At 46.8% G+C, this 23,823-nt stretch carries 19 protein-coding genes; 16 read left to right on the top strand and 3 right to left on the bottom strand.

The genetic code is table 11. The features are described 5' to 3' along the window. Window positions 1-19: 19 nt before the first annotated feature. From G9U52_RS20325 to G9U52_RS20315, 3 genes are all read left to right on the top strand, one after another. Window positions 20-868: an ABC transporter permease gene (locus tag G9U52_RS20325; protein ID WP_166152459.1), complete on the top strand. Its 849-nt coding sequence runs from the start codon at window positions 20-22 to the stop codon at window positions 866-868. A gap of 14 nt (window positions 869-882) precedes the next feature. Further along, window positions 883-2,742, top strand: coding sequence for an oligopeptide ABC transporter substrate-binding protein (gene opp4A / locus G9U52_RS20320; protein ID WP_243767459.1), 1,860 nt, complete (start codon window positions 883-885; stop codon window positions 2,740-2,742). Between the two features lie 172 nt (window positions 2,743-2,914). Beyond that, entirely contained in the window at window positions 2,915-3,502 is a 588-nt protein-coding gene (locus G9U52_RS20315) for a DNA-3-methyladenine glycosylase (RefSeq protein ID WP_166152458.1), read from the top strand. A 144-nt stretch (window positions 3,503-3,646) separates the two neighbouring features. Here the strand turns inward: G9U52_RS20315 and G9U52_RS20310 are convergent, their stop codons facing one another. Continuing rightward, window positions 3,647-4,402, bottom strand: coding sequence for an IclR family transcriptional regulator (locus G9U52_RS20310; protein WP_166152457.1), 756 nt, complete (start codon window positions 4,400-4,402; stop codon window positions 3,647-3,649). A gap of 215 nt (window positions 4,403-4,617) precedes the next feature. Here G9U52_RS20310 and G9U52_RS20305 point away from each other — a divergent pair, with 215 nt between their 5' ends. From G9U52_RS20305 to G9U52_RS20285, 5 genes are read left to right on the top strand one after another with little or no spacing between them, the layout of a single operon-like run. Beyond that, window positions 4,618-5,727 carry an ABC transporter substrate-binding protein gene (locus tag G9U52_RS20305; protein WP_166152456.1) on the top strand — a complete coding sequence of 370 codons (1,110 nt, stop codon included), beginning with the start codon at window positions 4,618-4,620 and terminating at the stop codon, window positions 5,725-5,727. Window positions 5,728-5,736: 9 nt separating this feature from the next. Further along, entirely contained in the window at window positions 5,737-6,834 is a 1,098-nt protein-coding gene (locus tag G9U52_RS20300; protein WP_166152455.1) for an ABC transporter ATP-binding protein, read from the top strand. A gap of 3 nt (window positions 6,835-6,837) precedes the next feature. Beyond that, window positions 6,838-7,692 carry an ABC transporter permease gene (locus G9U52_RS20295; protein WP_166152454.1) on the top strand — a complete coding sequence of 285 codons (855 nt, stop codon included), beginning with the start codon at window positions 6,838-6,840 and terminating at the stop codon, window positions 7,690-7,692. Then, a complete protein-coding gene (locus G9U52_RS20290) occupies window positions 7,689-8,492 on the top strand; it encodes an ABC transporter permease (protein WP_166152453.1) in 804 nt (267 codons plus the stop codon). The genes G9U52_RS20295 and G9U52_RS20290 overlap by 4 nt, the downstream gene beginning before the upstream one ends. Before the next feature lie 18 nt (window positions 8,493-8,510). Next, entirely contained in the window at window positions 8,511-9,647 is a 1,137-nt protein-coding gene (locus G9U52_RS20285) for a M20 family metallopeptidase (protein ID WP_166152452.1), read from the top strand. Window positions 9,648-9,743: 96 nt separating this feature from the next. On the opposite strand, the gene G9U52_RS20280 is transcribed toward G9U52_RS20285, so the two are convergent. Further along, window positions 9,744-11,483 carry a glycine betaine ABC transporter substrate-binding protein gene (locus tag G9U52_RS20280; RefSeq protein ID WP_166152451.1) on the bottom strand — a complete coding sequence of 580 codons (1,740 nt, stop codon included), beginning with the start codon at window positions 11,481-11,483 and terminating at the stop codon, window positions 9,744-9,746. Then, window positions 11,483-12,685, bottom strand: coding sequence for a quaternary amine ABC transporter ATP-binding protein (locus G9U52_RS20275; RefSeq protein ID WP_166152450.1), 1,203 nt, complete (start codon window positions 12,683-12,685; stop codon window positions 11,483-11,485). Before G9U52_RS20275 ends, G9U52_RS20280 begins: the two co-directional genes overlap by 1 nt. Window positions 12,686-13,131: 446 nt before the next feature. On the opposite strand from G9U52_RS20275, the gene G9U52_RS20270 reads away from it, so the two are divergent. The 8 genes from G9U52_RS20270 (at window position 13,132) to G9U52_RS20235 (ending at window position 23,762) form a co-directional block, all read left to right on the top strand. Beyond that, window positions 13,132-14,946 carry a cache domain-containing sensor histidine kinase gene (locus G9U52_RS20270; protein ID WP_166152449.1) on the top strand — a complete coding sequence of 605 codons (1,815 nt, stop codon included), beginning with the start codon at window positions 13,132-13,134 and terminating at the stop codon, window positions 14,944-14,946. A gap of 2 nt (window positions 14,947-14,948) precedes the next feature. Continuing rightward, window positions 14,949-16,580, top strand: coding sequence for a response regulator (locus G9U52_RS20265; RefSeq protein ID WP_166152448.1), 1,632 nt, complete (start codon window positions 14,949-14,951; stop codon window positions 16,578-16,580). Window positions 16,581-16,874: 294 nt separating this feature from the next. Continuing rightward, window positions 16,875-17,783 (top strand): carbohydrate ABC transporter permease, encoded by a 909-nt coding sequence (locus tag G9U52_RS20260; protein WP_166152447.1) that lies wholly within the window; start codon window positions 16,875-16,877, stop codon window positions 17,781-17,783. Window positions 17,784-17,801: 18 nt separating this feature from the next. Beyond that, complete coding sequence (locus tag G9U52_RS20255) at window positions 17,802-18,698, top strand: carbohydrate ABC transporter permease (protein ID WP_166152446.1); 897 nt, start codon at window positions 17,802-17,804, stop codon at window positions 18,696-18,698. Window positions 18,699-18,868: 170 nt separating this feature from the next. Beyond that, window positions 18,869-20,239, top strand: coding sequence for an ABC transporter substrate-binding protein (locus G9U52_RS20250; RefSeq protein ID WP_166152445.1), 1,371 nt, complete (start codon window positions 18,869-18,871; stop codon window positions 20,237-20,239). Window positions 20,240-20,516: 277 nt separating this feature from the next. Further along, window positions 20,517-21,896: an ABC transporter substrate-binding protein gene (locus G9U52_RS20245; RefSeq protein ID WP_166152444.1), complete on the top strand. Its 1,380-nt coding sequence runs from the start codon at window positions 20,517-20,519 to the stop codon at window positions 21,894-21,896. Window positions 21,897-21,975: 79 nt separating this feature from the next. Continuing rightward, window positions 21,976-22,917, top strand: coding sequence for a carbohydrate ABC transporter permease (locus G9U52_RS20240; RefSeq protein ID WP_166152443.1), 942 nt, complete (start codon window positions 21,976-21,978; stop codon window positions 22,915-22,917). Next, complete coding sequence (locus tag G9U52_RS20235) at window positions 22,917-23,762, top strand: carbohydrate ABC transporter permease (protein WP_166152442.1); 846 nt, start codon at window positions 22,917-22,919, stop codon at window positions 23,760-23,762. The genes G9U52_RS20240 and G9U52_RS20235 overlap by 1 nt, the downstream gene beginning before the upstream one ends. The last annotated feature ends 61 nt before the right edge of the window (window positions 23,763-23,823 follow it).

Below are 23,823 nucleotides of genomic sequence, written 5' to 3'. Positions count from 1 at the left end.
GAATAGGGGGCGATGGAATGTGAATATCCTTTGGCGGGAAGTCGTGAAAGATAAATGGGCTTTCAGCTCTCTGCTGCTGCTTTCGCTCCTGCTGATTGTGGTCTATGCTTCGACGCTTGTATTAGACCAAGAGGAAGTCGTCAAGGTTGATTTGTTCGCAATTTATGAGCCGCCATCCGCTGACCATTGGTTAGGTACCGATTATGGAGGCAGGGATATTTTTGGACAGCTAGTTATCGGTGCAAGGAACTCTTTTACAATCGGTTTCATTATTACCCTGCTTACTGGCTTCGTCGGTTTGGTCGTTGGCTCGGTCGCTGGATATTTTGGCGGTGTTATCGATAATCTCATTATGCGGTTGATTGATTTTATTCTCGTCTTGCCGTTTCTGATGCTGCTGATTGTTTTTATCACGATTGTCCCGAGGAATGATGTCGTGATGTTTGTCCTCATTATGAGTGCTTTTTTATGGACAGGTAAAGCGCGGCTCATCCGCGCCAAAATGCTGGCGGAACGGGAGCTGGACTACGTCAGCGCTTCAAAGACGCTGGGCACGCCGGATTGGAAAATTATTGTCAGGGAGATTTTTCCGAATCTCAGCTCGATCATTATTGTGAATTTGACGTTGACACTTGCCGGCAATATCGGGATTGAGTCCGGTTTAAGCTATCTGGGCTTTGGACTGCCGGAAGGCACACCAAGCCTTGGTACGTTAGTCAGCTATGCGATCAACCCGGAGGTTTTGCAAAACAAATGGTGGATATGGCTGCCGGCTTCCTTGCTAATTTTCATTATGATGCTGTGTATTAATTTTATCGGCCAAGCCTTGAAGCGTGCAGCTGATGCGAGACAACGATTAGGATCCTAAGGGGGAAGCGATGTATGGTCAATTTGGTCAAATATGCGAAGCTGCTCAGTGTACCGGTTTGTCTTCTATTATGGCTGTCGGCGTGTGAAGCCAGCCCTACAAGCAGTCCGCCAAGCAGCGGGGCCAGCAATTCAACAGGTAGTCCACCGAGTAGTACGACGAGTACTGCGACAGGCAGTTCAGACCCAGCGAATGCCAGCAAGGGAAAAGCAAAGGAAAGCATCGAAAATTTCCCGATGAGCGTCAAAAACGAAGGGCAGCCGGTGGATGGGGTACTGAATTACGGATTGGTGTCTAATACTCCGTTTGAGGGGACGCTGAATACAGCATTGTATAAAGGAGCACCGGATGCAGAGCTTTTGCAATTTTTTGATGAATCGCTGTTCCACACGAATGGGGATTATGAAATTACGAATGAGGGAGCTGCTACCTTCGAGCTGTCTAGCGACAAGAAATCGATGACGATCCGAATCAAGGACAATGTCAAATGGCATGATGGAGAGCCGGTAAAAGCGGAGGATTTGGAATATGCGTATTTGGTAATCGGCAATAAGGACTATACAGGCGTCCGCTATGGGAGTGAGCTTATCCAAGACGTGGTTGGGATGGACGTGTATCACAGCGGGAGCGCGCCGAGCATTTCTGGCATCAAAGTGGTCGATGCGAAGACGTTAACCATTGCTTGGAACCATGCCAACCCATCGTTACTCACAGGAATTTGGGCATCTCCGTTTCCTAAGCATTATTTGAAGGATATTGCGATCAATCAATTGGCGCAGTCGGATAAAATCCGCAAAAGCCCGATTGGCTTTGGACCCTTTAAACTGAACAAGATTGTATCTGGCGAGTCGGTCGAATTCGTCCGCAACGAAGAGTATTGGGCAGGCAAGCCGAGTTTAAAAGGGGTGATTGTCAAAGTGGTCAGTCCGCAGGTTGTGCTGCAATCCTTGAAAAAGGGTGATATCGACCTCGCTGAATTTCCAACCGATCAATATACCACAGCAAAAGGCACAAAGAACCTGCAATTTATCGGCAAAATTGACTCAGCTTACACGTATATTGGTTTTAAGCTCGGTCATTGGGACGCGCAAAAGGAACAAAGCGTGATGGACAATCCCAAATTCCAAAACAAGAAGCTCCGCCAGGCCATGGCCTATGCGATGGACAACCAATCGGTTGGAGATAAGCTTTACCACGGCTTACGCTTTCCCGCTACCACCTTAATCCCGCCATCCTTTATGGGCTATCACGACAAGACGGCCAAAGGCTATACATTCGACCCTGAGAAGGCGAAAAAGCTGCTGGATGAAGCAGGCTACATCGATAAGGACGGGGACAAGCTTCGCGAGGATCCGGAGGGAAAGAAATTTACGGTCAACTTCCTGATGATGAGCGGAGGCGACATTGCCGAGCCTTTGGCCAAATTTTATATGCAGGGCTGGAAAGAGGTAGGCCTTGATGTGCAGCTTGTGGATGGCCGGTTAACTGAATTTAACTCGTTCTACGACAGGGTGCAAAAGGATGATCCAAAGGTCGACATCTTTGCAGCGGCCTGGTCAACAGGCTCCGATGTGGATCCATATGGATTATATGGACGCGACGTTTTGTTCAATTACACGCACTGGGTACATGACAAAAACGATGAACTGTTGGCCAAAGGGCATTCCGAGCAAGCCTTTAATAAAGAATATCGCAAAGATATTTATAACCAATGGCAGGCTCTAATGAGTGAAGAGGTGCCGTTGATCCCAACCTTATACCGCTCAGGGATTTATGCAGTAAACAACCGTGTGAAAAATTTATCGGTGGATCCGAGCTCTACGTTAACGTGGAAGGATGTCAGTGTCACAGCGGAAAAGCCACAAGTGGAGTAAGGCAATAGGCTGTCTGATGGGCGCTTCCGGAAATGATGAGTAAGTTAGAATAGAAATGAGCTAAAAACACCATCTGTATTGGATGGTGTTTTTCGTTGTCTGGAAGGGTTAAGACGCCAAAGGAAGGGTAAAATGAGTCGAGGATCCAGATAAATAGGGGGTGAATGTTCGGTTGTTTCAACCCATAGATGTTTCGTTCTATCAGCAGCCCACATTGGAGTTGGCCCGTTCGCTGCTCGGCAAGCTGCTTGTGAAAGAAACGGAATTAGGAACGGCTTCGGGATGGATTGTAGAAACGGAAGCCTACATAGGTCCGGGGGATCGTGCCGCACACAGCTTTGGTAATCGAAGGACACGCAGAACAGATGTCATGTTCGGTCCTCCTGGTTATGTGTACACCTATGTGATGCATACCCACTGCCTTATCAATGTGGTTAGTGGGGAATCCGGCCACCCTGAGGCAGTTTTAATTCGAGCGTTAGAGCCCTGTACAGGAATTGGACTTATGTATGAACGGCGTGGTCCAGATAAAAAGCTTCAAGCCCTTACCAATGGTCCAGGAAAACTGACAAAAGCGCTTGGTATTGAAAAGGAAGATTACGGAAGGTCGTTCTTTGCCCCTCCTCTTTACATAGCCGAAGGAAAGAACATAGAATCGATAGCGGCGGGGCCAAGGATTGGCATCGAGAACAGCGGGGAAGCCAAACATTATCCATGGCGTTACTGGGCTATGGGTAATCCGTTTGTATCTAGGCTTTAGAGCTTCTACGGCTGCTACCTGAAGAGCGGCTTGACGAACGATTTGTGGATTCTAAAAGAAACGATGGATTCATGATTTGATACCAGTAAAGGGGCTTCCGTTGGGATGCCCCTTTCAATTTGACGTTATAGTGTGTACGGGTCGTTATCCATGGTAGCCCAGTTGTGAGGAAATCTCTTTCGTCACTTCTATGATCTGCCCGATTAACTTCTCTTTAAGAGGGAGCATTCGATCGGAAGGACCGATAATGCTGATTGAGGCGGATACTTCTCCATTGGCGTCAAATAGAGGAGCGGCTATACCTGTTACGCCAACGTTACGCATATTCGAGCTCATTTCATAGCCCTGTTGTTTGATTTCCAGTAGACGAGATTTAATGGCTTCGGGATCTTTAAACGAATAGGGTGTAAATGTACGGATATCTTCCTTTAACAAGTCATCGATTAGGGACAAGTTACAGTGGGCAAATATAACTCTGGCTGCTGAAGTGGCATAAAGAGGGAAACGGCGGTACATATCTACATTAAATCGGATGGGATATTGGGAGTCGATTTTATCCACATATAAAGCGTCCCGCTCATCCTTTACGCAGAGGGTTATTAGCTCGTTGGACATCTGAGCCAATCTTTCTAAATAAGGTTTTACAAAGTCCGATAAGTTATGGTTTTTGAGAACCTGGTTCCCCAGCTCCAGCAGCGTATATCCTAGATAATACTGTTTAGTGGCAGGGTTTTGCCTAATGAAACCTTCGCTCTCTAGCGTAGCGAGCATCTTATGGACGGCCCCTTTGGAGAGGGTAAGTTTACGGCTTAAATCGCTGACCCCGAGCTCTTTGGATGGGGATTGAAGGAAAAATTTCAACAATCTGCAGCTATTTTTGACGGATGATAAGTGTTCCATAGGAAACTCCTTCGTTATGAATCTAGCATGAATAATCAAAGTAAGTTTAGCACATATTGGTATAAATGTCCTTAACGTAATCTTATCTGACATAGATGCTGAAAACAGATAATTTCTGGTTGCAGAAGCAAGTATCGACATGTTAATATTGTACCATATTCACCAATAGAAAACGATGTTCTCTATTAGAGAACGATTTCGAGGAGGAACTTATTATGTATAAAAAGGCAGGGTCTATTTTATCTGTTTTAACGCTATGTGGTGTTATTTTGTCAGCATGCGGAACCTCGGCAACCCCAACGAAGCCTGAGGCTTCAAACGCACCAGTGACTGAAGCACCGAAAACATTGGAGAAGCAGTTGGTTGTAGCCGGTAATGGGGCAACAGTCGAAACGTTGATGAAAGATGAAATTTTCAAAAAATTTAACGAAAAATATCCAGACATCAAATTGAGCTATGTATCAGGTGTTTCCACTGAAATTGTGGCAAAGGTAAAGGCCCAAAAGGCAGCTCCGCAGATTGACGTTGCGATCGTAGAAGGCGGGGAACAAGAAGCGGGACGGAAAGAAGGGCTGTGGGCACCAATTTCCGAAAAGGATATTCCAAGCATGAATAAGGTGCTTCCGGATTTGAAAGTTGCAGAAAACAGCGGGATCGCCGTCAACTTTACGCCGATGGGCATCTCCTATAATGGCGAGCTTGTGAAGTCCAAAGGGCTGCCTGTTCCGGAATCATGGAATGACCTAGCCAAGCCTGAAATGAAAGGAAACCTGACACTTGCAGAAATTTCGAGTAATTTTGGACGTTCCGCTTTAATTATGCTTGCTTACGCTAACGGCGGTTCCGAGAAGAATATGGATCCCGGGTTCAAACAATTAGAGACCATTGCGGGTTATATGCCGACCTTCGCCAAAACCTCCGCGCAGCTTCAGCAAAATGTACAAAACAAAACAGCCGTTTACACAGCATGGACAATGGCGAGAAGCTTGGTGCAAAAGGATGCCGGAGTGAACCTGGAATTCGTCATTCCGAAGGAGGGTGCCAACGTCGTACCCAACGTGGCCACGATAATTAAAGGGGCGAAAAACGAGAACGCGGGCAAAGCATTCATCGAGTTCCTACTATCAGATGAAGTGCAAAAAATGTACGGCTCAAAGCTTTATTATAACCCTGCCGTTGACGTGAAGCTTCCAGAGGACATTGCAAAAAAGCTTGATTTTGACCGTAAAAAGATCGTGAAGTTTGACTTAGAGGCAGTAGGAAGCGGCACATCGGCATGGATTGACCGGTTTAACAAAGAAATCGCTCCAAAAGTCGGGAAATAGGTGGATCTCATGGGCAAAAACATCGATGTTGAATTGAAAAATATCCAAAAATCTTTCGGCTCCAACGTAGTGGTGGAAAACTTTAATTTGCAGATCGAGCAAGGGGAATGTGTCTCCTTTCTCGGTCCATCCGGATGCGGGAAAACGACTACGCTGAATATGATTGCCGGTTTTCTTGAACCCGATCAAGGCGACTTATTCATTAAAGGCAAACGGATGAACGGTATGCCGTCCAATAAACGGGAGCTGGGGATGGTCTTCCAAACTTATTCGTTGTTCCCGCACATGACGATTTTTGAAAATGTGGCCTATGGACTGAAGCTGAGGAAGACGCCAAAAAGCGAAATGCAGGAACGGGTGAAGAAGATTCTCGAGGTCGTCAAGCTTCCCAATGTGGCGGATCGTTATCCCAAGCAGCTCTCGGGCGGACAGCGGCAGAGGATCGCCATTGCCAGAGCGCTGGTCACGGAACCGTCATTGCTATTGCTGGACGAGCCGTTAAGTAATCTGGACGCGAAACTGAGGGAAGAGCTGCGTGATGAGCTAAAGCGGCTGCAGCAAGAGATTGGCGTGACAACCATTTTTGTCACCCACGATCAGGAAGAGGCTTTATATTTATCCAACCGGATTGTTGTATTGGCTAACGGGAAAATGGAGCAAGTAGGCACTCCTTGGGAAATCTATAACCGACCTGCCTCGGAGTTTGTACATACGTTTATCGGAAAGTCGAACCGGATGTACGGTATATTGGAGGAAACCCATCCTTCGCAATTAAGATTGCGAACTGAGGAAGGTTTTGCTTTGAGTGCTTCACCGAAGGGGATCGAGCTTCGGACGGGTGATCAAGTATCCATGTATGTTCGGCCGGAGAGAATACAGCTTGCTCAGGAAGAGTCAGCTTCTACGGATATGAACAGCGTGAAAGGCCAAGTCAAACTGATTTCCTTCCTAGGGGCTTATACGGAATGCGAAGTCACTGTCGGTAAACACACGATAACGGTACGATTGCTGGCTGAGCAAGAGGGCGGAGCCTTAAAGCAAGGAGAAACGGTTTATCTGGAATGGAAGCCGGAGGACATGTTTGTGTTCCCCAGAAAGGTGGAGTAGGTCATGTCAAAGAAGTTTGCTTTTCTGAGTCCTGCACTTCTGCTGCTAGTGCCAAGTCTAGTGATCATACTCGGTGTGTTCCTTATTCCGATGCTGTATATATTAATGCAAAGCTTCCAGGATCAGCACGAGCAGTTTTCATTCGAAAATTATCTTACTTTTGTCAAGGATCCTTATTACCTGAGCATTTTATGGCGGACGATCAAGATCAGCTTATTGACCGTCATTACTTGTCTGGTTTTAGGCTATCCCGTGGCTTTATTTATGGCTCAAGCGAGTCCTAAATGGCGAGGGATCGTAACTTTTGCGATTATATCCCCGCATTTGGTCAGCGTCGTTATTCGCAACTTCGGATGGGTGATCATTCTGGGCGAGAAGGGATGGATCAATACCATCCTGTTGAAGATAGGTATTATCAACGAACCGTTAAAGTTAATGTATAACGAGCTTGGTGTCGTGATCGGGCTTGCAGATGCCAATATTGTTTATATGGTGCTTGCGATTGCCACAAGTTTATATCAAATCGACGACTCTCTCTATAAAGCGGCCGGTATTTTGGGTGCGAGACGGGCCCAAAGCTTTTTTACTGTCACACTCCCGCTTAGCTTACCGGGTATAATTGCCGGAACGACACTAGTATTCAGCTTGTCAATGAGCGCTTTCGTCACGCCGGCTTTGATGGGGGGAACGTCTGTGAAAGTATTGCCCGTTATTGCGTATGAAAAAATAATGGCTCAATTAAATTGGCCGATGGGAGCCGCCTTATCATTCTTGCTTTTGACTTCCACGTTTGCGTTGGTCGCGGTATTCACCAGGATCGTGGAGACGAAAAGGTATAAAGAGGTGTTTGCCTCATGATAAAGAAAAATCCGCTGCTTTCTATTTTTACTTTTATTGTTGTGCTCTTTGTTGTCTCACCCTTGCTGGTGATCATTCCGACATCATGGACTTCTGTTAAATATTTGTCGTTTCCACCAGTAGGCTTTTCGTTTATGTGGTACCTGAAAATTTTGGACCGTCCTGAGTTTATCGATGCTTTTCTTTTCAGTCTGCAGCTGGCGGCATTGTCTGCTCTTTTGTCCACACTGATCGGAACTCTTGCGGGCTTGGCACTGCATAAATACAAATTCCCGGGTAAAGGATGGATTAACGGTTTGCTGCTGTCTCCGCTAACAGTGCCAGCTTTAATCATCGGGATCGCAGCGCTCGTATTTTTTACACGAATCGGGTTAGCCGGTACATTTCTTGGCCTGCTCTTGGCGCATATTTTGATTTCTATTCCCTATGTAGTCAGGCTGGTGCTGACAGGATTAAGCTCGTTTGATTATACGCTGGAGCGGGCTGCGTACATTCTGGGTGCGAAGCCCAGCAATGTGTTCTGGGATATTACACTTCCCATTTTGAAGCCTGCCATTATGAGCGGAATGATATTTGCCTTTTTGACTTCCTTTGATAATGTTACGGTTTCGTTGTTCTTGATTTCCCCTTCAACGACAACGCTACCGATGGCTATTTTTAGTTATATGCAAGAGACACTTGATCCACTCGTAGCATCTATTTCATCCGTCGTGATTTTGCTTAGTCTTGTATTTATATTAATTTTAGAGCGGGTATATGGATTGGATCGTATGTTCGGTTCGAATTCACAATCCCATTAATGGAGCTGCTTCTTGGTTATGTCACTCATAAAAAAAATAGAGACCTATATGTCTGAATTCATGAGGCTGCTAGAGGAATGCGTGAATATCGATTCACCCTCTTCGAGTAAGCATCAAAACGATAAGATGGCAGACTGGTTTACTCATCATGTGCTAAGGCTGCTTGGAGGAAATGTTGTACGAATACCCAATCCGGTTTATGGCGATCGTTTGCTATGCGAGGTAGGTACCGGCGACAGACAGATTCTGCTTGTGGGGCATTATGATACCGTATGGCCCTTAGGTGAAGCGGGTCGCCGTCCTTTCCGAATGGAGAGCGGACGTGCATATGGTCCGGGCGTTTATGATATGAAAGCGGGGCTGCTGCAAGCAATTTTTGCGATCAAGGCGCTTCAGGATACAGGAAGATTTCCCGCGGACAAAAAGATTGTGCTGCTCATGAACAGCGATGAAGAGCTGGGAAGCCCGACATCGCGGGAATGGATCGAGGAACAGGCTCGACAGGCTGAATCCGCCTTCGTTCTGGAGCCTCCCATGGAGCCTAATGGTGCGCTCAAGACTGCCAGAAAAGGCAGCGGTAGATATCGATTAGTGGTTCGGGGGATTTCTGCCCATGCAGGTGTCGATCCACAAAATGGGATATCAGCCATTGAAGAAATGGCCATTCAGATTCAACGTCTACATGCGCTGACTAACTTTAATCGTGGAACGACGGTTAACGTCGGTATCGTTCATGGTGGCATCGGACGTAATGTAGTGGCTGATTTTGCTGAAGCCGAGATTGATGTTCGAGTCACTTCGTCGGAGGAAGCTGGAAAGCTGGAGAAGAGCCTGGAAGGCTTTGCGGCTTCTTTGCCGGGTGCACAGGTCGAACTGACTGGAGGAATGATGCGTCCGCCCATGGAGCCTACTGAGCAGAGCCATTCTTTGTTTAGACTGGCGAGGGATATAGCGAAGTTAAGCTATTCGTATCCATTAGAAGAAGCCCAAACGGGCGGGGTTAGCGATGGAAATTTCACGGCTTCCATGGGAACACCTACGCTCGACGGATTGGGTGCCAGAGGAGATCATGCCCACGCTCTGGATGAATATGTAGTCATCGATGAAATCCCATTTCGTACGGCATTGCTCTCAGAGCTTATTGTCCGTTCATAGTACCCTAATTTCGTCAAAAAGCACACCCACTCAGTGGGTGTGCTTTTCAGCTTGATGATGTCCAACAATAATACGCGATTGGAAGGCTTATTCGTATTATTTAACCAGTTCCTCAATGGAAGTAATGTTCATATATGTCGGAACGACTAGACCGAGCTTAGTCCCAATCAGGTTGGGTCCCAGGTCCTCGAATTTACCTTTAAACTTCTCATCATAATCTTGATGTGTAGTTGGTAGCCAACCTGCCACCATGGCGTCAGCATCCCCGCTAGCGATACCTGCCCACATCGGCCCAGCCTCCACCTGAAGCATATCCACTTGGTAGCCTAGTTTACTTTCCAGCACGTATTTAACCACATGCGTGCTAGCTATTTCAGAATCCCAAGCTACATAGGCAAGCTTCAACCTCTTCCCTTCCACTTTGGGAATACCACTCACCCATGCATTCACTTTATCCGGGTTAGTCTCCACCCACTGTGAAGCGGCTTCCTCCGGTTTCTGGCCCTCTTGGGTTTTTGCCATCACCTGCTCCATATCGGCAGGTTTCCACTGAAAATTATCGAGGAATTGGTATGCTGATGGCTGGTCGGCTTGTAAATGGAGACGTGCAATCGTGTGAATCTCCTCATCACCGCCGAATACGTTTTTGGGATCTGCCAAATATTTAAGATCGTACTTGGCAAACATCCAGTGCGGTGACCAGCCGGTCACGATGATGGGCTTGCCTTCCTGATAGGCTCTGTCCAAAGCTATGGTCATAGCCGTACTGGATCCTTCAATTAGCTTCCAAGAAGTCAGATTATAGGCTTTAATTGCCTTTTCCGTAGCATTCATTAAGCCAGAGCCGGGGTCAATGCCAATAATGCTGTAACCCACCTGGTCACCAACAAAAGCACTCGTCGAAACAGGAGCCTTTTTCCCTATCCCTATAAAGATAGCAACGATGCAGAAAGCAACTACGGCTGCGATGACCAGTGGCATTTTTAATGGGAAAGACGTTTTCCCTTTTCTTTTCTTGCCAACAATAAGGTTCTGTGTCAGCCTGTCCAGTAAGATCGCCAACACTACAACAGCGAGCCCTGCCTCAAATCCCTGACCTGTCTTCAATTGTGTCACCGCCCGGTATACGTCTGCTCCGACGCCCTGCGCTCCGATCATTGAAGCAATGACTACCATCGACAAAGACAGCATGATCGTCTGATTGATCCCTGCTAATATAGTAGGCAGTGCCAATGGAAACTGTACTTTAAATAGCTTTTGAGCTGGGGTCGACCCGAATGCATCCGCAGCTTCCACTAAATCATCAGGTACCTGCAGAATACCGAGATTCGTTAAACGAATGGTCGGCGGTATAGAGAAAATAACCGAGGCGATAACACCTGGAACCACGCCAAGACCGAAAAAAGTAACCGCTGGAATGAGGTACACAAACGCCGGCATCGTCTGCATAAAATCTAGCATCGGGGTCAGCGTACTCCTCACAGAGCGGTTTCTGGCACACCAAATTCCGAGTGGCAGCCCAAGAATAATGGAAATAAGGGCGGAGGTTAAGACCAATGCCAATGTGTCCATGGTGGGGTCCCAATAACCAAGGTTCAGGATGAGCAGCAATCCGAGCACAGCAAACAGCGCCAGCCGCCACCTACCGAAATAGTAGGCAAGTAGTGTTAGTAATACGATAACTATAAGCGCGGGAAAGGCATGGAATAGGAACGTAAAACCACCTACGATCCCACTAATGATGAATGAGAAGAAATCGAAGAGAAAGGCAAAGTAGGTATTGAACCAGCTGATGACGGATTCGACCCAGCGGTCCAAAGGGATTTTTGGGAACATTAGAGGTTCACCTTCTTGTCAGTAGTATCATGGCTGCCTGCGATGGCAGCTAGGACTGCGCCGCGGACTATAATGCCTAATAGACGTCCTTTTTCATCGACTACTGTAACCGGAATTTTTGCACTGCTAATAAGCTCAAAGCATTCATTCAAATGGATGTCAGGCGGGACTGTAGGCACATCACGGATGACGATCTCCTCAATTGTTTTACCATCTTGAACAGCAATAGCTGCATCTTCTGCAGTAATGGCGCCAATAAGCCGTTTTGCTCTGTCTACAACGTACAGGTTCGAAATTCCATTATCCCGCATCAGCTGCAAGGCGACCCTGGGTCCTCGTTCCAGAGTGATGGTTTCTGGTCTACGCATCACGAATGCAGCCGTTAATACTTTGGACAGATCGACATCCTCTACGAATCGTTCCACATATTTGTTCGCTGGATTCATTAATATTTCTTCCGGTGTCCCAATCTGGACAATAGAACCATCCCGCATGAGAGCGATCCTGTCACCGATTCGCAAGGCTTCATCTAAATCATGTGTAATGAAAATGATTGTTTTTTTCATTTTATCCTGGAGCTCCAGCAGTTCATCCTGCATATCCTTACGAATTAAAGGATCCAGTGCGCTGAACGCCTCGTCCATGAGTAGAACATCTGGATCATTCGCTAAAGCGCGCGCCAGTCCAACCCGCTGCTGCATACCTCCGCTCAGTTGATCGGGATTGCTGTCCTCCATTCCCTTTAAACCGACAAGCTCCAAAGATTCCAACGCCTTCTGCCGATTGGCCTGCTTAGAGCCCCCTTGAATCTCCAGTCCAAATTCCACATTCTCAATGACTGTTTTATGCGGAAACAAGGCGAATTTCTGGAAAACCATACTGATTTTGCTGCGCCTAATTTGACGAAGCTGTTCAGGGTTCATGGCTACAATGTTCTCCCCATCAATGAGAATCGTCCCAGAGGTGGGTTCAATAAGACGATTCAATAGACGGACCAGAGTGGATTTACCACTTCCCGACAATCCCATAATCACAAAGATTTCCCCCGCCTGTATGGTCAAATTGACCTTGTTGACCCCAACTGTATGCTTCGTTTCTTCGTGTATTTTCTTTTTGGACCATCCTTTTTCAAGAAGTAAGAGGGCTTTCTTGGGATCTTGTCCGAATATCTTCGTTAAATTATTGACTTCAACAATGTGCATAGGTACCTCCTGTGGGTTAGTTGAAACCAGGCTATCCATAAATAAATAATTTTCTCTCCGATCAAAAAAGCTATAGTAAAAGGTATAGACATAAAAGGGGGGATTCATACAGAAAGAGTTAACTAAAAGTAATATTACGCTACGTCCTCGGTACTTCTTCCCAAACAAACTCGGCTTGGTGGTTATTAGCATCAACAGATAAGTAATATTTCCGTTGTTCATCTTCTGAATGACCTGTATAGTGTTCATATCCAGTCACAAGGAACTTAGCAACACTTTCCATACGGTGACTTTCCCTGAAATAGGAATATCCCAATCCCACGCTTATCGTTGAGGGGGATTTTTAATGAGTTGTAAAAGCTTTGTCCATTGATCGAATGAGCTAGACCTTATTCTTGCCGCTGCTTGAAAATAATTCTTATTAATCGAAAGGTAGGGGGAACCATTTGGATTGGGTCGGACGAATAATCAAATGGCTTAGGAACCAAAGCTTGGAAAGGAAAGTATTTGTGATGACATCGGTTGTCATCTTGCTGGCTGTGCCGCTGACGGGAGCCTTTTCCTTCTATCAGGCGTCTACCAAGCTGGAGGGCTACGCCTACCAAGCGGCCGATACAACGGCCAACCAGCTAAGCGGCTATATGAACAATGAGCTAAGGAATGTCAGCGACAAGCTTTACCTAATCAATACGAGCAGGGAGCTCCAGCAAACGATCGATTGGAGCCAAAATAAATCAAATGCGACCTTCTCCGAAATGTTCAATGCCATGTTCTCCTTATTCGCGAATGTGAGCTTGACGTCAGGGACCATCCGCTCGATTTATTTATATACGCCGAAAGGGGAATTTTACGAAGGCCATCCGGTGGAGAGGCTGAATATTTCGTTTAAAGACACCCCTTATTATCAGGCTATCAAAACCTCTTCCCTCAACCGATGGGTTTACTTGCCGAAGGATCCGCTTTTTGCTGAGAAGGGTGATGTAATCAGCCTTGTAACCCGACCAGCGGGGGACACCATTTCCTTGGGTTTGGACAACTATTTGGTTATTACCTTATCGGCAAGCCAATTTATTAGGAACCTCCAGAGCATTCAGCTCGTTCCCGAGGGCTTCTCTATGATTCTGGATGAGCAAGGACGGCCGATTCTCACTTCCTCCGGAGGGTCTGCGGTGGAAGCCTTAATGAAGCAGGGGAGTATCGGCCATTTGGATGAAAAGGCCGCTTCCTTCGATATGAGTATCAACGGGAAAACATATCTTGTGAACCATAAGCCGATTCCGTTCCTTGGCTGGCAGGCACTGATTTTCCAGCCGAAGGTCCGGCTGCTGGAGCAGATCGCCTACATCCAATACTTCACGCTTCTGATGACCGCTGTGATGTTAATACTCTCTTTCTTTATGAACAAATATATCGCCCGCTGGGTGACCAATCCGATCCGGAGGCTTCAGAAGCTGATGGGCCAGGCTAAGCAGGGGAATCTGCATGTTCGTTTCACCTCGGACACACGGGATGAAATCGGCGAGCTCGGAAGCCGTTTCGACGAGATGCTTGAACGGATTCAAGAATTGCTGCATCAGGTGGTGGAGGAAGGCCACGCGAAGCGGCAGGCAGAGATGCGGGCGCTCCAAGCACAGATCAACCCGCATTTTCTGTACAATACGCTCGATGAGATTTACTGGAAGGCGTTGGACTTCCACGACAAGACGGCGGCCGACATTATTTTATCGTTATCCCGATTCTTCCGACTCAGCTTGAACCAGGGGGAAGAGCCTACCACCGTGGCGAAGGAGATGGAGCATGTGTCGCATTATTTGAAGCTGGTTAACTATCAATATCAGCGTCAATTCTCGTTTGAGGTCCATACGGAAGAACGGACAAAGGGTGTGCTCGTTTCCAAGATCATCCTCCAGCCGCTTGCAGAGAACAGTGTCCTGCATGCTTTCAAAGCCAATGAATATAAGGACTTCCGAATCCGGGTGAGCAGCCGTTGGGAGGAATCCGGCATGGTCATACTTGAGGTGGAGGATAACGGGTCGGGTATGCCTGTAGAGCTGGTGGAACGGTTTAACCGACCATTCGAAGAGAACAGGGACCAACCGGTCTCTATCGATTCTAGGAAGGGGGAAGGCTACGCTATCATGAACATTAAGCAGCGTCTTCATTACTTTTTTGGTGATCAGGCTTCGATGCATGTTCAAAGCCATTTGGGGGAAGGGACCCGCTTTGAGATTCGGATTTTAAGCGGCGAAGAGGAGGAATAACGATGAGGGTGCTGCTGGTAGACGACAAGGAAAGCGTTGTACAGGGCATACGCAAGCATATTGATTGGCAGGAGCTCGGCGTGCAGGAGGTAGAGATCGCTTTTGATGGGAAAGAAGCGCTCGCCAAATTTGCCGAGAAACCGGCGGATCTGATTGTAACGGATATTAAGATGCCGAACATGAACGGAATTGAGCTGATGGAGAAGCTGCGCGCCGGCGGGCATGTACTGCGTTTTATTTTGCTGAGCGGGTTTGAGGAGTTTGACTATGCTAAACAGGCTTTGGCGCTCGGAGCCTCCGATTATTTGCTTAAACCAGTGGATATCGGGGAGCTGACGGGAATCTTGCAAAAGGTGCTGAAGGAACTGCGGTGGGAGCAGGAGCAGGATGAGCAGCGCCGCCGCTTCATGCAGACGATCCGGCACAGCTTGCCAGCGCTCCGTCAGCAGTATTTGAATGAGATGGTCCATTTACCTGACCCGCGCCGTGTTCGTTCCAAAGATAAATGGGCATTTGCGGAAATTCCGTTGAAGTCCGATTCGATAGGGCTGATCGCGGTAGCCATCGATGAATTTCAGGCCTTAGCGGATCAGCCGCTCGAGGAGATCGAGCTTGCCCGCTTTATTGTAGAGAATATTATCGGTGATTGTTTGTCTTCTTGGGGACCGGGCATCTCGTTCTTTTCCGAGTGGAGCATCATGACCGTATTGGTTAATTACGATAAGGCGTTGCCGGAGAAGGATGTGAAGGAAGCCTTGCTTCGCTTCTCTGAAACGTGCCGGAACGCGATTGAGACACACTCTAGCTTGACCGTAACCATCGGGATTAGCCTGCCCTGTCCTGAGCTGAGTGGTTTGCCCGAGGCTTATCGGCAGGCCTGCGAGGCGATTGGCCATGTTCGCTTCTTCGGAGGGAACCAGGTGGCACATTTCGAGGATCTGCTTCCTTATCGGATGAAAAGAACGGTATATCCCGTTGTGGAAGAGCAGGAGCTGATGATGCTGGTTCGCCGGGGGCTACCGGAGGGGATGGACGAGGTGGTTTCGCAATTTTTTGCCGTCTTGAATAAGGGAGGGGCATCTCCGCTGGATCTACGTCTGGCCTGCATTCAGCTAGTAGCTGCGCTTAATCGCATCATACTGGATTCGGGTGTTGAGGCAGACATGCTTCAGCCAGGCTCTCGATCTTGGTACGAGACTTGCGAGAGTGCAAGCTTATCCGAGCTTCAGGAACGGATCCGGGAATGGTTCACGTCTGCTGCGGCGAAAGTGAAGCAGCGTGTACAAGCCGGCTCAAAGAACATCGTCGGAAAGGCAAAAGCCTACATGGAGCAGCATCTGCTAGAAAATATAGGTCTGGCTCATATAGCCGATCAAGTGGGGGTCAGCCCTAATTATTTCAGCAGCCTGTTCAAGCGGGAGACCGGCCATACGTTCGTCGAATATGTCACCGACCGGAAGCTAGAAGAAGCAAAAGCCTGGCTGGAGGACGCCGACATTCCTATCTACAAGATTGCTGAGCGACTGGGGTATAACGACCGTAAGTATTTTCGCGAAATCTTCAAGAAAAGAATCGGCGTGACTCCGTCCGAGTACAGGGGACAGCTGCTCGGAACCTACGGCGGCGAGGAATAGAATAGAACGTGAATAAACACGGCTGATAAGGTCGTGTTTATTAGTGTCTATACACTTACGGAATTGCATCTGTAATTATCCACATAGAAGTAAATTTTCCCCCCTCTCTGAAGAAAAAAGCCTCCCTATCCATCTTTGTCGAAATGAATATACTTTAATATAGGGATTCGCGAGAGAACGCACATACAACGCAGGAGGAACTTAAATCCGTGAATATGAAATTATGAAACGCCGTTGAGACGACTGCCTGGCAATTGAACTAAAAAAACAACTACGGAAGGAGAGATAACAGCCATGACTGGAAAAAAGAAGCTTCAAGCTTACACCGGGCCTTATGTGATGATGCTCCCCACGGTCATCCTGCTCACCTTATTTGCCATTTATCCGCTAGCCTGGGCATTCAAATACATGTTCTTCGATTATGACGGGTTTACGGACGCCAAATTTATTGGGCTTGACAATTTTGTCCGGTTGTTTACAAGGGACTCGCAGTACTGGTATTCAGTATGGAATACCTTCGTGTATACGGCAGGAAAACTAGTAATTACGCTGCCGCTTTCACTTATTCTGGCTTTCATTCTCAACAACAAGCTGTTAGGGAAAAACGCGTTTCGCGCTATCATTTTCATGCCTACTATTATTAGTACAGCCGTTATTTCACTAATTTTTACCTTGATGTTCAACTCGTATAACGGGACCGTGAACAATATGCTGATGTCGTTGGGTCTGATTGATCAACCGATCGAGTGGCTTGGTGTGAAATATTCCATGATGACAGCGATTCTTGTGGCCATTTGGGGCGCGGTAGGAAACTATATGGTCTTGTTCCTAGCCGGGCTGCAGGGAATCCCGAATGATCTGTACGAGAGCGCCTCGATCGACGGAGCGAATAAAGCTCAGCAGTTCTGGCATATTACTATTCCGTTGCTAGGACCGGTTCTGCAGATGATCGTTATGCTTGCGATCGTAAACTCACTTAAGAGCTATGAGAGTATCATGGTTCTAACAGCGGGTGGTCCTGGCGGCAAGACAGAGGTTATGTATCTTTACATCTACAAACTGTTCTTCCCTGTATCAGAAGGGGACGCAGTGGTTCAGCAGTATGGTTACGGCGCGGCGGTAGGCTTTGTATCGGCTCTGATCGTTGGCTTACTAACGAGTTTGTATTTATACATTTCGCGCAAATCCAGCGAGGTTCACTAAAGGAGGGAGGCATAAGCTATGAGCAATATTACCGGTAAATTGAACGCACCTACGCATTCGCGGTCGATTACCGCACGTCCCGCTTCTATCATTGCGTGGACGATCATATGGGCCTTTCTGTTAAGCATCGTCTTTATGATCGTCTATCCGGTTTTGTTCACCTTGTTCGGATCGTTTAAAACCAATTTCGAGCTATTGAACAGTACGAAGCTGTTTCCAGAAACCTGGCATTGGAAGAACTACGTCGAAGCTTGGGAAATGGCTAATTTCGCAAAATATACTTGGAACAGCTTATTCATCTCAGTTGCTTCTACGGTTATTAACATTATTGTCTGCTCCATGGCGGCTTATACGTTAGCTAGACGAGCGTTCCCGGGACGCAAGCTGATCCTGTTCGTGCTGGCAGCTACCATGTTCGTTACAATCGGAGCTATTACATACCGCCCACTTTACGAAATGATGCGTGAGGTAGAGATGCACAAATCGCTTTGGAGCGTGGTGCTGATCTTTGTGGGCACGCACTTATCATTCGATATTTTCCTGCTAGAGCGTTTCGTTCGAGCTATTCCGAAAGATCTAGATGAAGCAGCTACGATCGACGGCTGTGGATTCTTCGGCATCTATTGGCGTATTATTCTGCCCCTGCTAACGCCAGGGCTGGGGGTGGTCGGTTTGTTCACCTTCCGTGAATCGTGGAACCAATATGTACTGCCGCTGATCTTCACAATGACCAATCCAGAGTTGCGGCCATTGACGGTCGGAGTTATTTCACTCAAGTATTCGGCCAATGCAGCCGCAGAATGGCATCTGATGCTGGCCGGCTCTATGCTCTCCATGCTGCCGATTATCGTAGTCTATTTCTTCACAAACAAGTCGTTCATTGCTGGGATGACAAGCGGTTCGGTTAAAGGTTAATGAAACAGGGTTCTTTTGCGGATTAGGGGGCAGAATGAATAAATCAGAGGGATAGATGAAGTAAAATCCCCCCCCTTCTAATGAAAAAAACCTCCCTAGCAATCGCTTTCAAATCTTTATATACTGTACCTACAAATACATGGTCAACACATTAGGGGGATATACTTATTATGAAAAAACGCTACGCCAAAATAACACTTGTCGCGGCATTAGCTTCGCTATTGACTTCCGCTTGTGCTCCTACACCTGCCCCAAGCGCAGGTTCTGCCGAGTCCGGACAGAAAGTAAAAGTTAGTATTTGGAGCAATAATCGGACGGATGTCAGCTTGCTAAAGGAAAAGATACAAATATTTAACGATACAAACAAGAGCAATATCGAAATCGATTATCAGGTTATGACTGACAACTACGAACAGGCGCTTCAAACGGCTATGCAAAGCGGTGATGCGCCGGATCTGATGAATGCCAAGATGAAGCTTAGATTGGAAGACATGGTAAAGATGAAGGTAATCGAGCCTCTTGACACCTATTTGACTCCGGATATTAAGCAGCGCTATGGTGATAGTTTGCTCAAACTCGACCGTCAAAACTACTTGGACGGCCATACCTATAGCCTTCCCAACTATGGGACAACTTGGCGTGTGATTTACAATAAGGACTTGTTTGCTAAGGCCGGAATCACGGAACCGCCGAAATCGCTAAGCGAAATGGTGGACTATGCTAAGAGAATAACTGAAGCCGGTAAATCTGAAGATGCCTACGGGTTTGGTCTCAACATGAAGAATCCGACATCCGCTTTCGAAAGAGCACTTCTTCCAATGGCCCGCTTAGACGGCAAAAACTTCTACGACTGGAAGACGGGTAAATATGATTTTTCTGTCCTGGCTCCATATGCTAAAGCTTTGAAGCAAATTGTTGATGATAAGAGCATGTTGCCAGGTTATGAGAATTTGGATATCGATCCGTTAAGAAACCAGTTTGCTGCAGGCAAGGTCGGTATGTATCTATCTCTTTCCTCTGAGCCTTCCGTTTATGATGTCCAGTTCCCGACCAAGATTAATTGGGGTGTAGCTCAAGTGCCTACCGTTGACGGCACACAACCTTATAAAGGTGCTAACTACGTGAATAACGCCGGTGTGTGGTGGTATATGTCGGCACAGAGCAAGCATAAGAAAGAAACCTTTGAGGTTATGAATTACTTGTACAGCGATGATGTGCTTGTTCCTTACTATGAGCAAGGGAAAGGCATTAGTGTTGTTCCTAGTGTTCTAAGTAAAGCGAAGACACCTACTTTGAAGAATCTTGCCGATTTTGCACCTAAGGATGACACAATCTGGCCTATGGATTTATCACATAAAGTGGAAGGCAAGACATGGCAGAGTGTCATTGCGGAATCGATTCTCGGCTTAACTCCTTTAGACGAAGGGATTGAGGATTTGAACAAGCGTTATAATGACGGGCTAGACAAGGAAGAAAAGGCGGGTAACGTTAAGCGTATTGTCATTCCGGATTTTGATCCGCGCGCTTCGTTAAACAAATAATTAAACTCATACATGAACCGGTAGCTCTTGCTGCCGGTTTTTACTATTTGGAGCGATTTTTTTTGTGAACATCTATAATAAATGCAGTTTTACAAAAATATTATTATTTTTTGTCCTTTTCCGAGCGATATAATTTAACCATTCATAAGAGATACAGGCTGTTCATTTTGGTCGGAAAGGATGGTTTTGAAAGCGTTTTTTTGTTAGTATCAGAACGGTTGAAAGGGAACGGTCAGTAAAGAGAAGTCAGCAAAAATTTGATGGCGGAGGTTCTGCAATGAAAAAAGCGATGAGCAAAAGCAGATTGTTTGTGGCATTGTTATTGAGCTTTATCTTGGTTGTGGTGGGTTGTTCCAGTGGAACGGGGACACCGTCCAATAACGTAGCGGATAACGGGAAGCAGCCGGTGACGCTGAAATTTACTTTTTGGGGAAGCACCTATGAGAAAAAAGCGATGGACAATGCGGTTAAAACGTTCCAAGAAAAACACAATAATATTAAAATCGACGCCCAGCACATTCCAGCTGATTATGACACCAAATTAACGGCGATGGTGGCCGGCAACGAGGCTCCAGATCTCGGCTATGTTAGGGACCTTATGGCGCTGCCTTGGGCGGAAGAAGGAAAGCTCTACAACATATTAGAGTTTATCGACAAGGATTCTACTCTGAAAAAGGACGAGTTTTTGGATCATGCCTTTATCGACTGGGCGCCCGGAAAATCATTCGGTATGTTTACCGCGAAGGAAGCGTACGGGCTCTTTTATAACAAGGATATGTTAAAGGCGGCGGGCGTAGCGGACTTGCCGACCAAAGCAGAGCAAGCTTTCAGTTGGGATCAATTTGTCGAGGTTGCGAGAAAGCTTACGATTGACCACAACGGTAAAAACGCCCTCGATCCGGCATTTGACAAAACCAAGATCAAGCAGTACGGCATCAGCTTTGATCCGACTTATACCGGTTACATGCAGATGGTGTTCTCGGCAGGTGGCGATTATATTTCCGAGGACGGCAAAAGCTTCGGCTTAACCAAGCCGGAAAGCATAGATGCCATACAAAAGATGGCCGATCTGATCCATAAGTATCATGTCGCCCCTTCACCGGTCGAGGCTAAATCAATCCCTGCCGGCGCGGCAAGCTTACAATCGAAGCAGGTGGCGATTTTACTAACCGGCCAGTGGGTGCTTCTCGATTTGGCCCAAAGCGGGATGAATTTCGGCATTGGTATCCTGCCGAAAATCAAAATGAATGCCACTGCGACGAGCACGGGCACGATGTCGATCTTTAAATCAACCAAGCATCCGGAGGAAGCTTACACGTTCTGGAAATATTTGAACAATCCGGAGTCGGCGTTGGAGCTTCACGCCAACGGTTTGTGGATGCCTTTAATGAAAAAATGGTATACCGAACCGGCGCTCGTTGCCAAATGGGCGGACGTAAAACCGGCGCATCCCGAAGGCTATAAGGAAGCCATTATGGAGCCGAGCCTGAATCATACACATAAACTGCCTTCCGCTTATGTGAAAAACTTCGCGAAAATCAACGCTTTGGTACAGCCCGCAATCGAGCGAACATACTTGGGTCAAACGACGGCTGAACAGGCGCTGAAAGGGATAGAAGCCGAAGTAAGCAAGCTGATTATGGGAAGATATAACTAGCAATAGCTTATGGTATTGGGGAGGCTCGGGAGATTCCCGACCTCCCCCTTTACTAAATTTCAATATAGAGGGTGAGTGGATGAGTACGATCACTGGAACTGCCCCGGCAGTCAAACATAAAAAAAAGTCGGTTATGACTTCAAAGAAAAGAAATCTGATCGCGGGACTTTTATTTACTTCACCAGCCATTCTGGGTTTTCTCATTTTTTCCATCGGTCCCATGATTGCAAGCTTAGTATTAAGCTTCACCGATTACTCTGTAATGAAAGAAACGCGGTTTGTTGGGGTGGCCAACTATTCACGGCTGATTATGGGAGTAGACCCTTTTTTTTATCAGGCGATTAAAGTAACTCTTTATTTTGTGCTGTTAAACGTACCTGCGGGGATCATAGCGTCTTTTTTGCTGGCGGTATTGTTAAATCAAAAGGTTAAGGGCTGGCAATTTTTCAGAATCATTTTTTATATGCCGACCATTGTGCCTATGGTAGCTACGACGATGATCTGGATGTGGTTGATGAGTCCGGACTTCGGGCTTTTTAATACCGTACTCCAATCTGCGGGCTTGCCAACAAGCAAGTGGGTATTCGGGCAGGATTCGGTTATCCCGTCACTTGTTATGATGGCAGTATGGACTACCGGCAGTATTATGGTGGTGTTTCTGGCCGGGCTGCAAGGCATTCCGGGCGAATTGTATGAAGCGATTGAAGTGGATGGAGGCAACGTGATCGCGAAATTTTTCCATATTACATTGCCGCTAATGACACCGATTATATTCTTCAACGCAGTCATGCATATGATTGCCAGCATTCAGGCGTTTTTGCAGGCTTACATTATTACACAGGGCGGACCCAATAACGCGAGTCTCTTCTATGTGTATTACTTGTTCAGGGAAGCGTTTGAGTTTCAGAATCTGGGCGGAGCGTTTGCTATCTCATGGCTGCTATTCGGCTTTGTTGCATTTTGTACAATCATCGCGTTCAAAACTTCTAAAAAGTGGGTCTTCTACGGAGGTGACAATTAATGAAGCTAAGCAGAGTAATCATATACCTCCTGCTGTATGTGGGGGCCGCAGTGTGCTTGGTTCCGTTTTACTGGTTGATCAGAAGCTCCCTGATGGACATGAACCAAATATTCCAATATCCACTGGTCTGGATTCCGAGTCCGTTTCGATTCGAAAACTATGCCGAGGCATTGACCGTGCTTCCTTTCGGACGCTATTTTCTTAATACTGGTATCATTGTTGTGTCCTGTGTGGCTGGAATCCTGATTTCCTGCTCGCTGAGCGCTTACGGGTTATCGAGAATTAATTGGCCGGGCAGAGAATTAGTGTTTGCCATCATCATGACAAGCCTGATGCTCCCGTACTTCGCAACCTTGATTCCGAATTTTATTATGTGGAAAAATCTGAATCTGGTCAATACGTACGTGCCGCTCATTCTCCCGTCATGGTTTGGTGTAGGTACAATGAGCATTATCGGCGGAGGGATGTTCAATATTTTCCTGTTGAGGCAATTTTTTCGATCTTTGCCCAAGGAATTGGACGAAGCGGCGTTCATGGACGGTGCCGGACATTTTAAAATTTATGCAACGATCATTGTTCCCTTATCTAAACCAGCGCTCATCTCTACAGGACTATTTACCTTTTTAAACACCTGGAACGATTTCGTTGGCCCGCTTATTTATCTCAACGGTGAGGAGAAGTATACGCTGCAGCTCGGTCTGCGTACCTTTATTGGCAATTATGCCGCGCAATGGCATTTATTGATGGCGGCAGCTACCGTCGTATTGGTGCCCGTTATTATCCTGTTTTTTATTGGGCAAAGATATTTTGTTGAAGGTATAGCAACCTCCGGTATCAAAGGATAGTCCAGTCTGCCAACCAGCTATTGGAATGGTGGAATAGCATAACTTCCCGAAGGGTTTTCCT

This window comes from Paenibacillus agricola (genome assembly GCF_011440305.1).
GTDB classification, from domain to species: Bacteria; Bacillota; Bacilli; order Paenibacillales; family NBRC-103111; genus Paenibacillus_S; species Paenibacillus_S agricola.
This window is presented reverse-complemented; position numbering and strand designations above follow the sequence as displayed.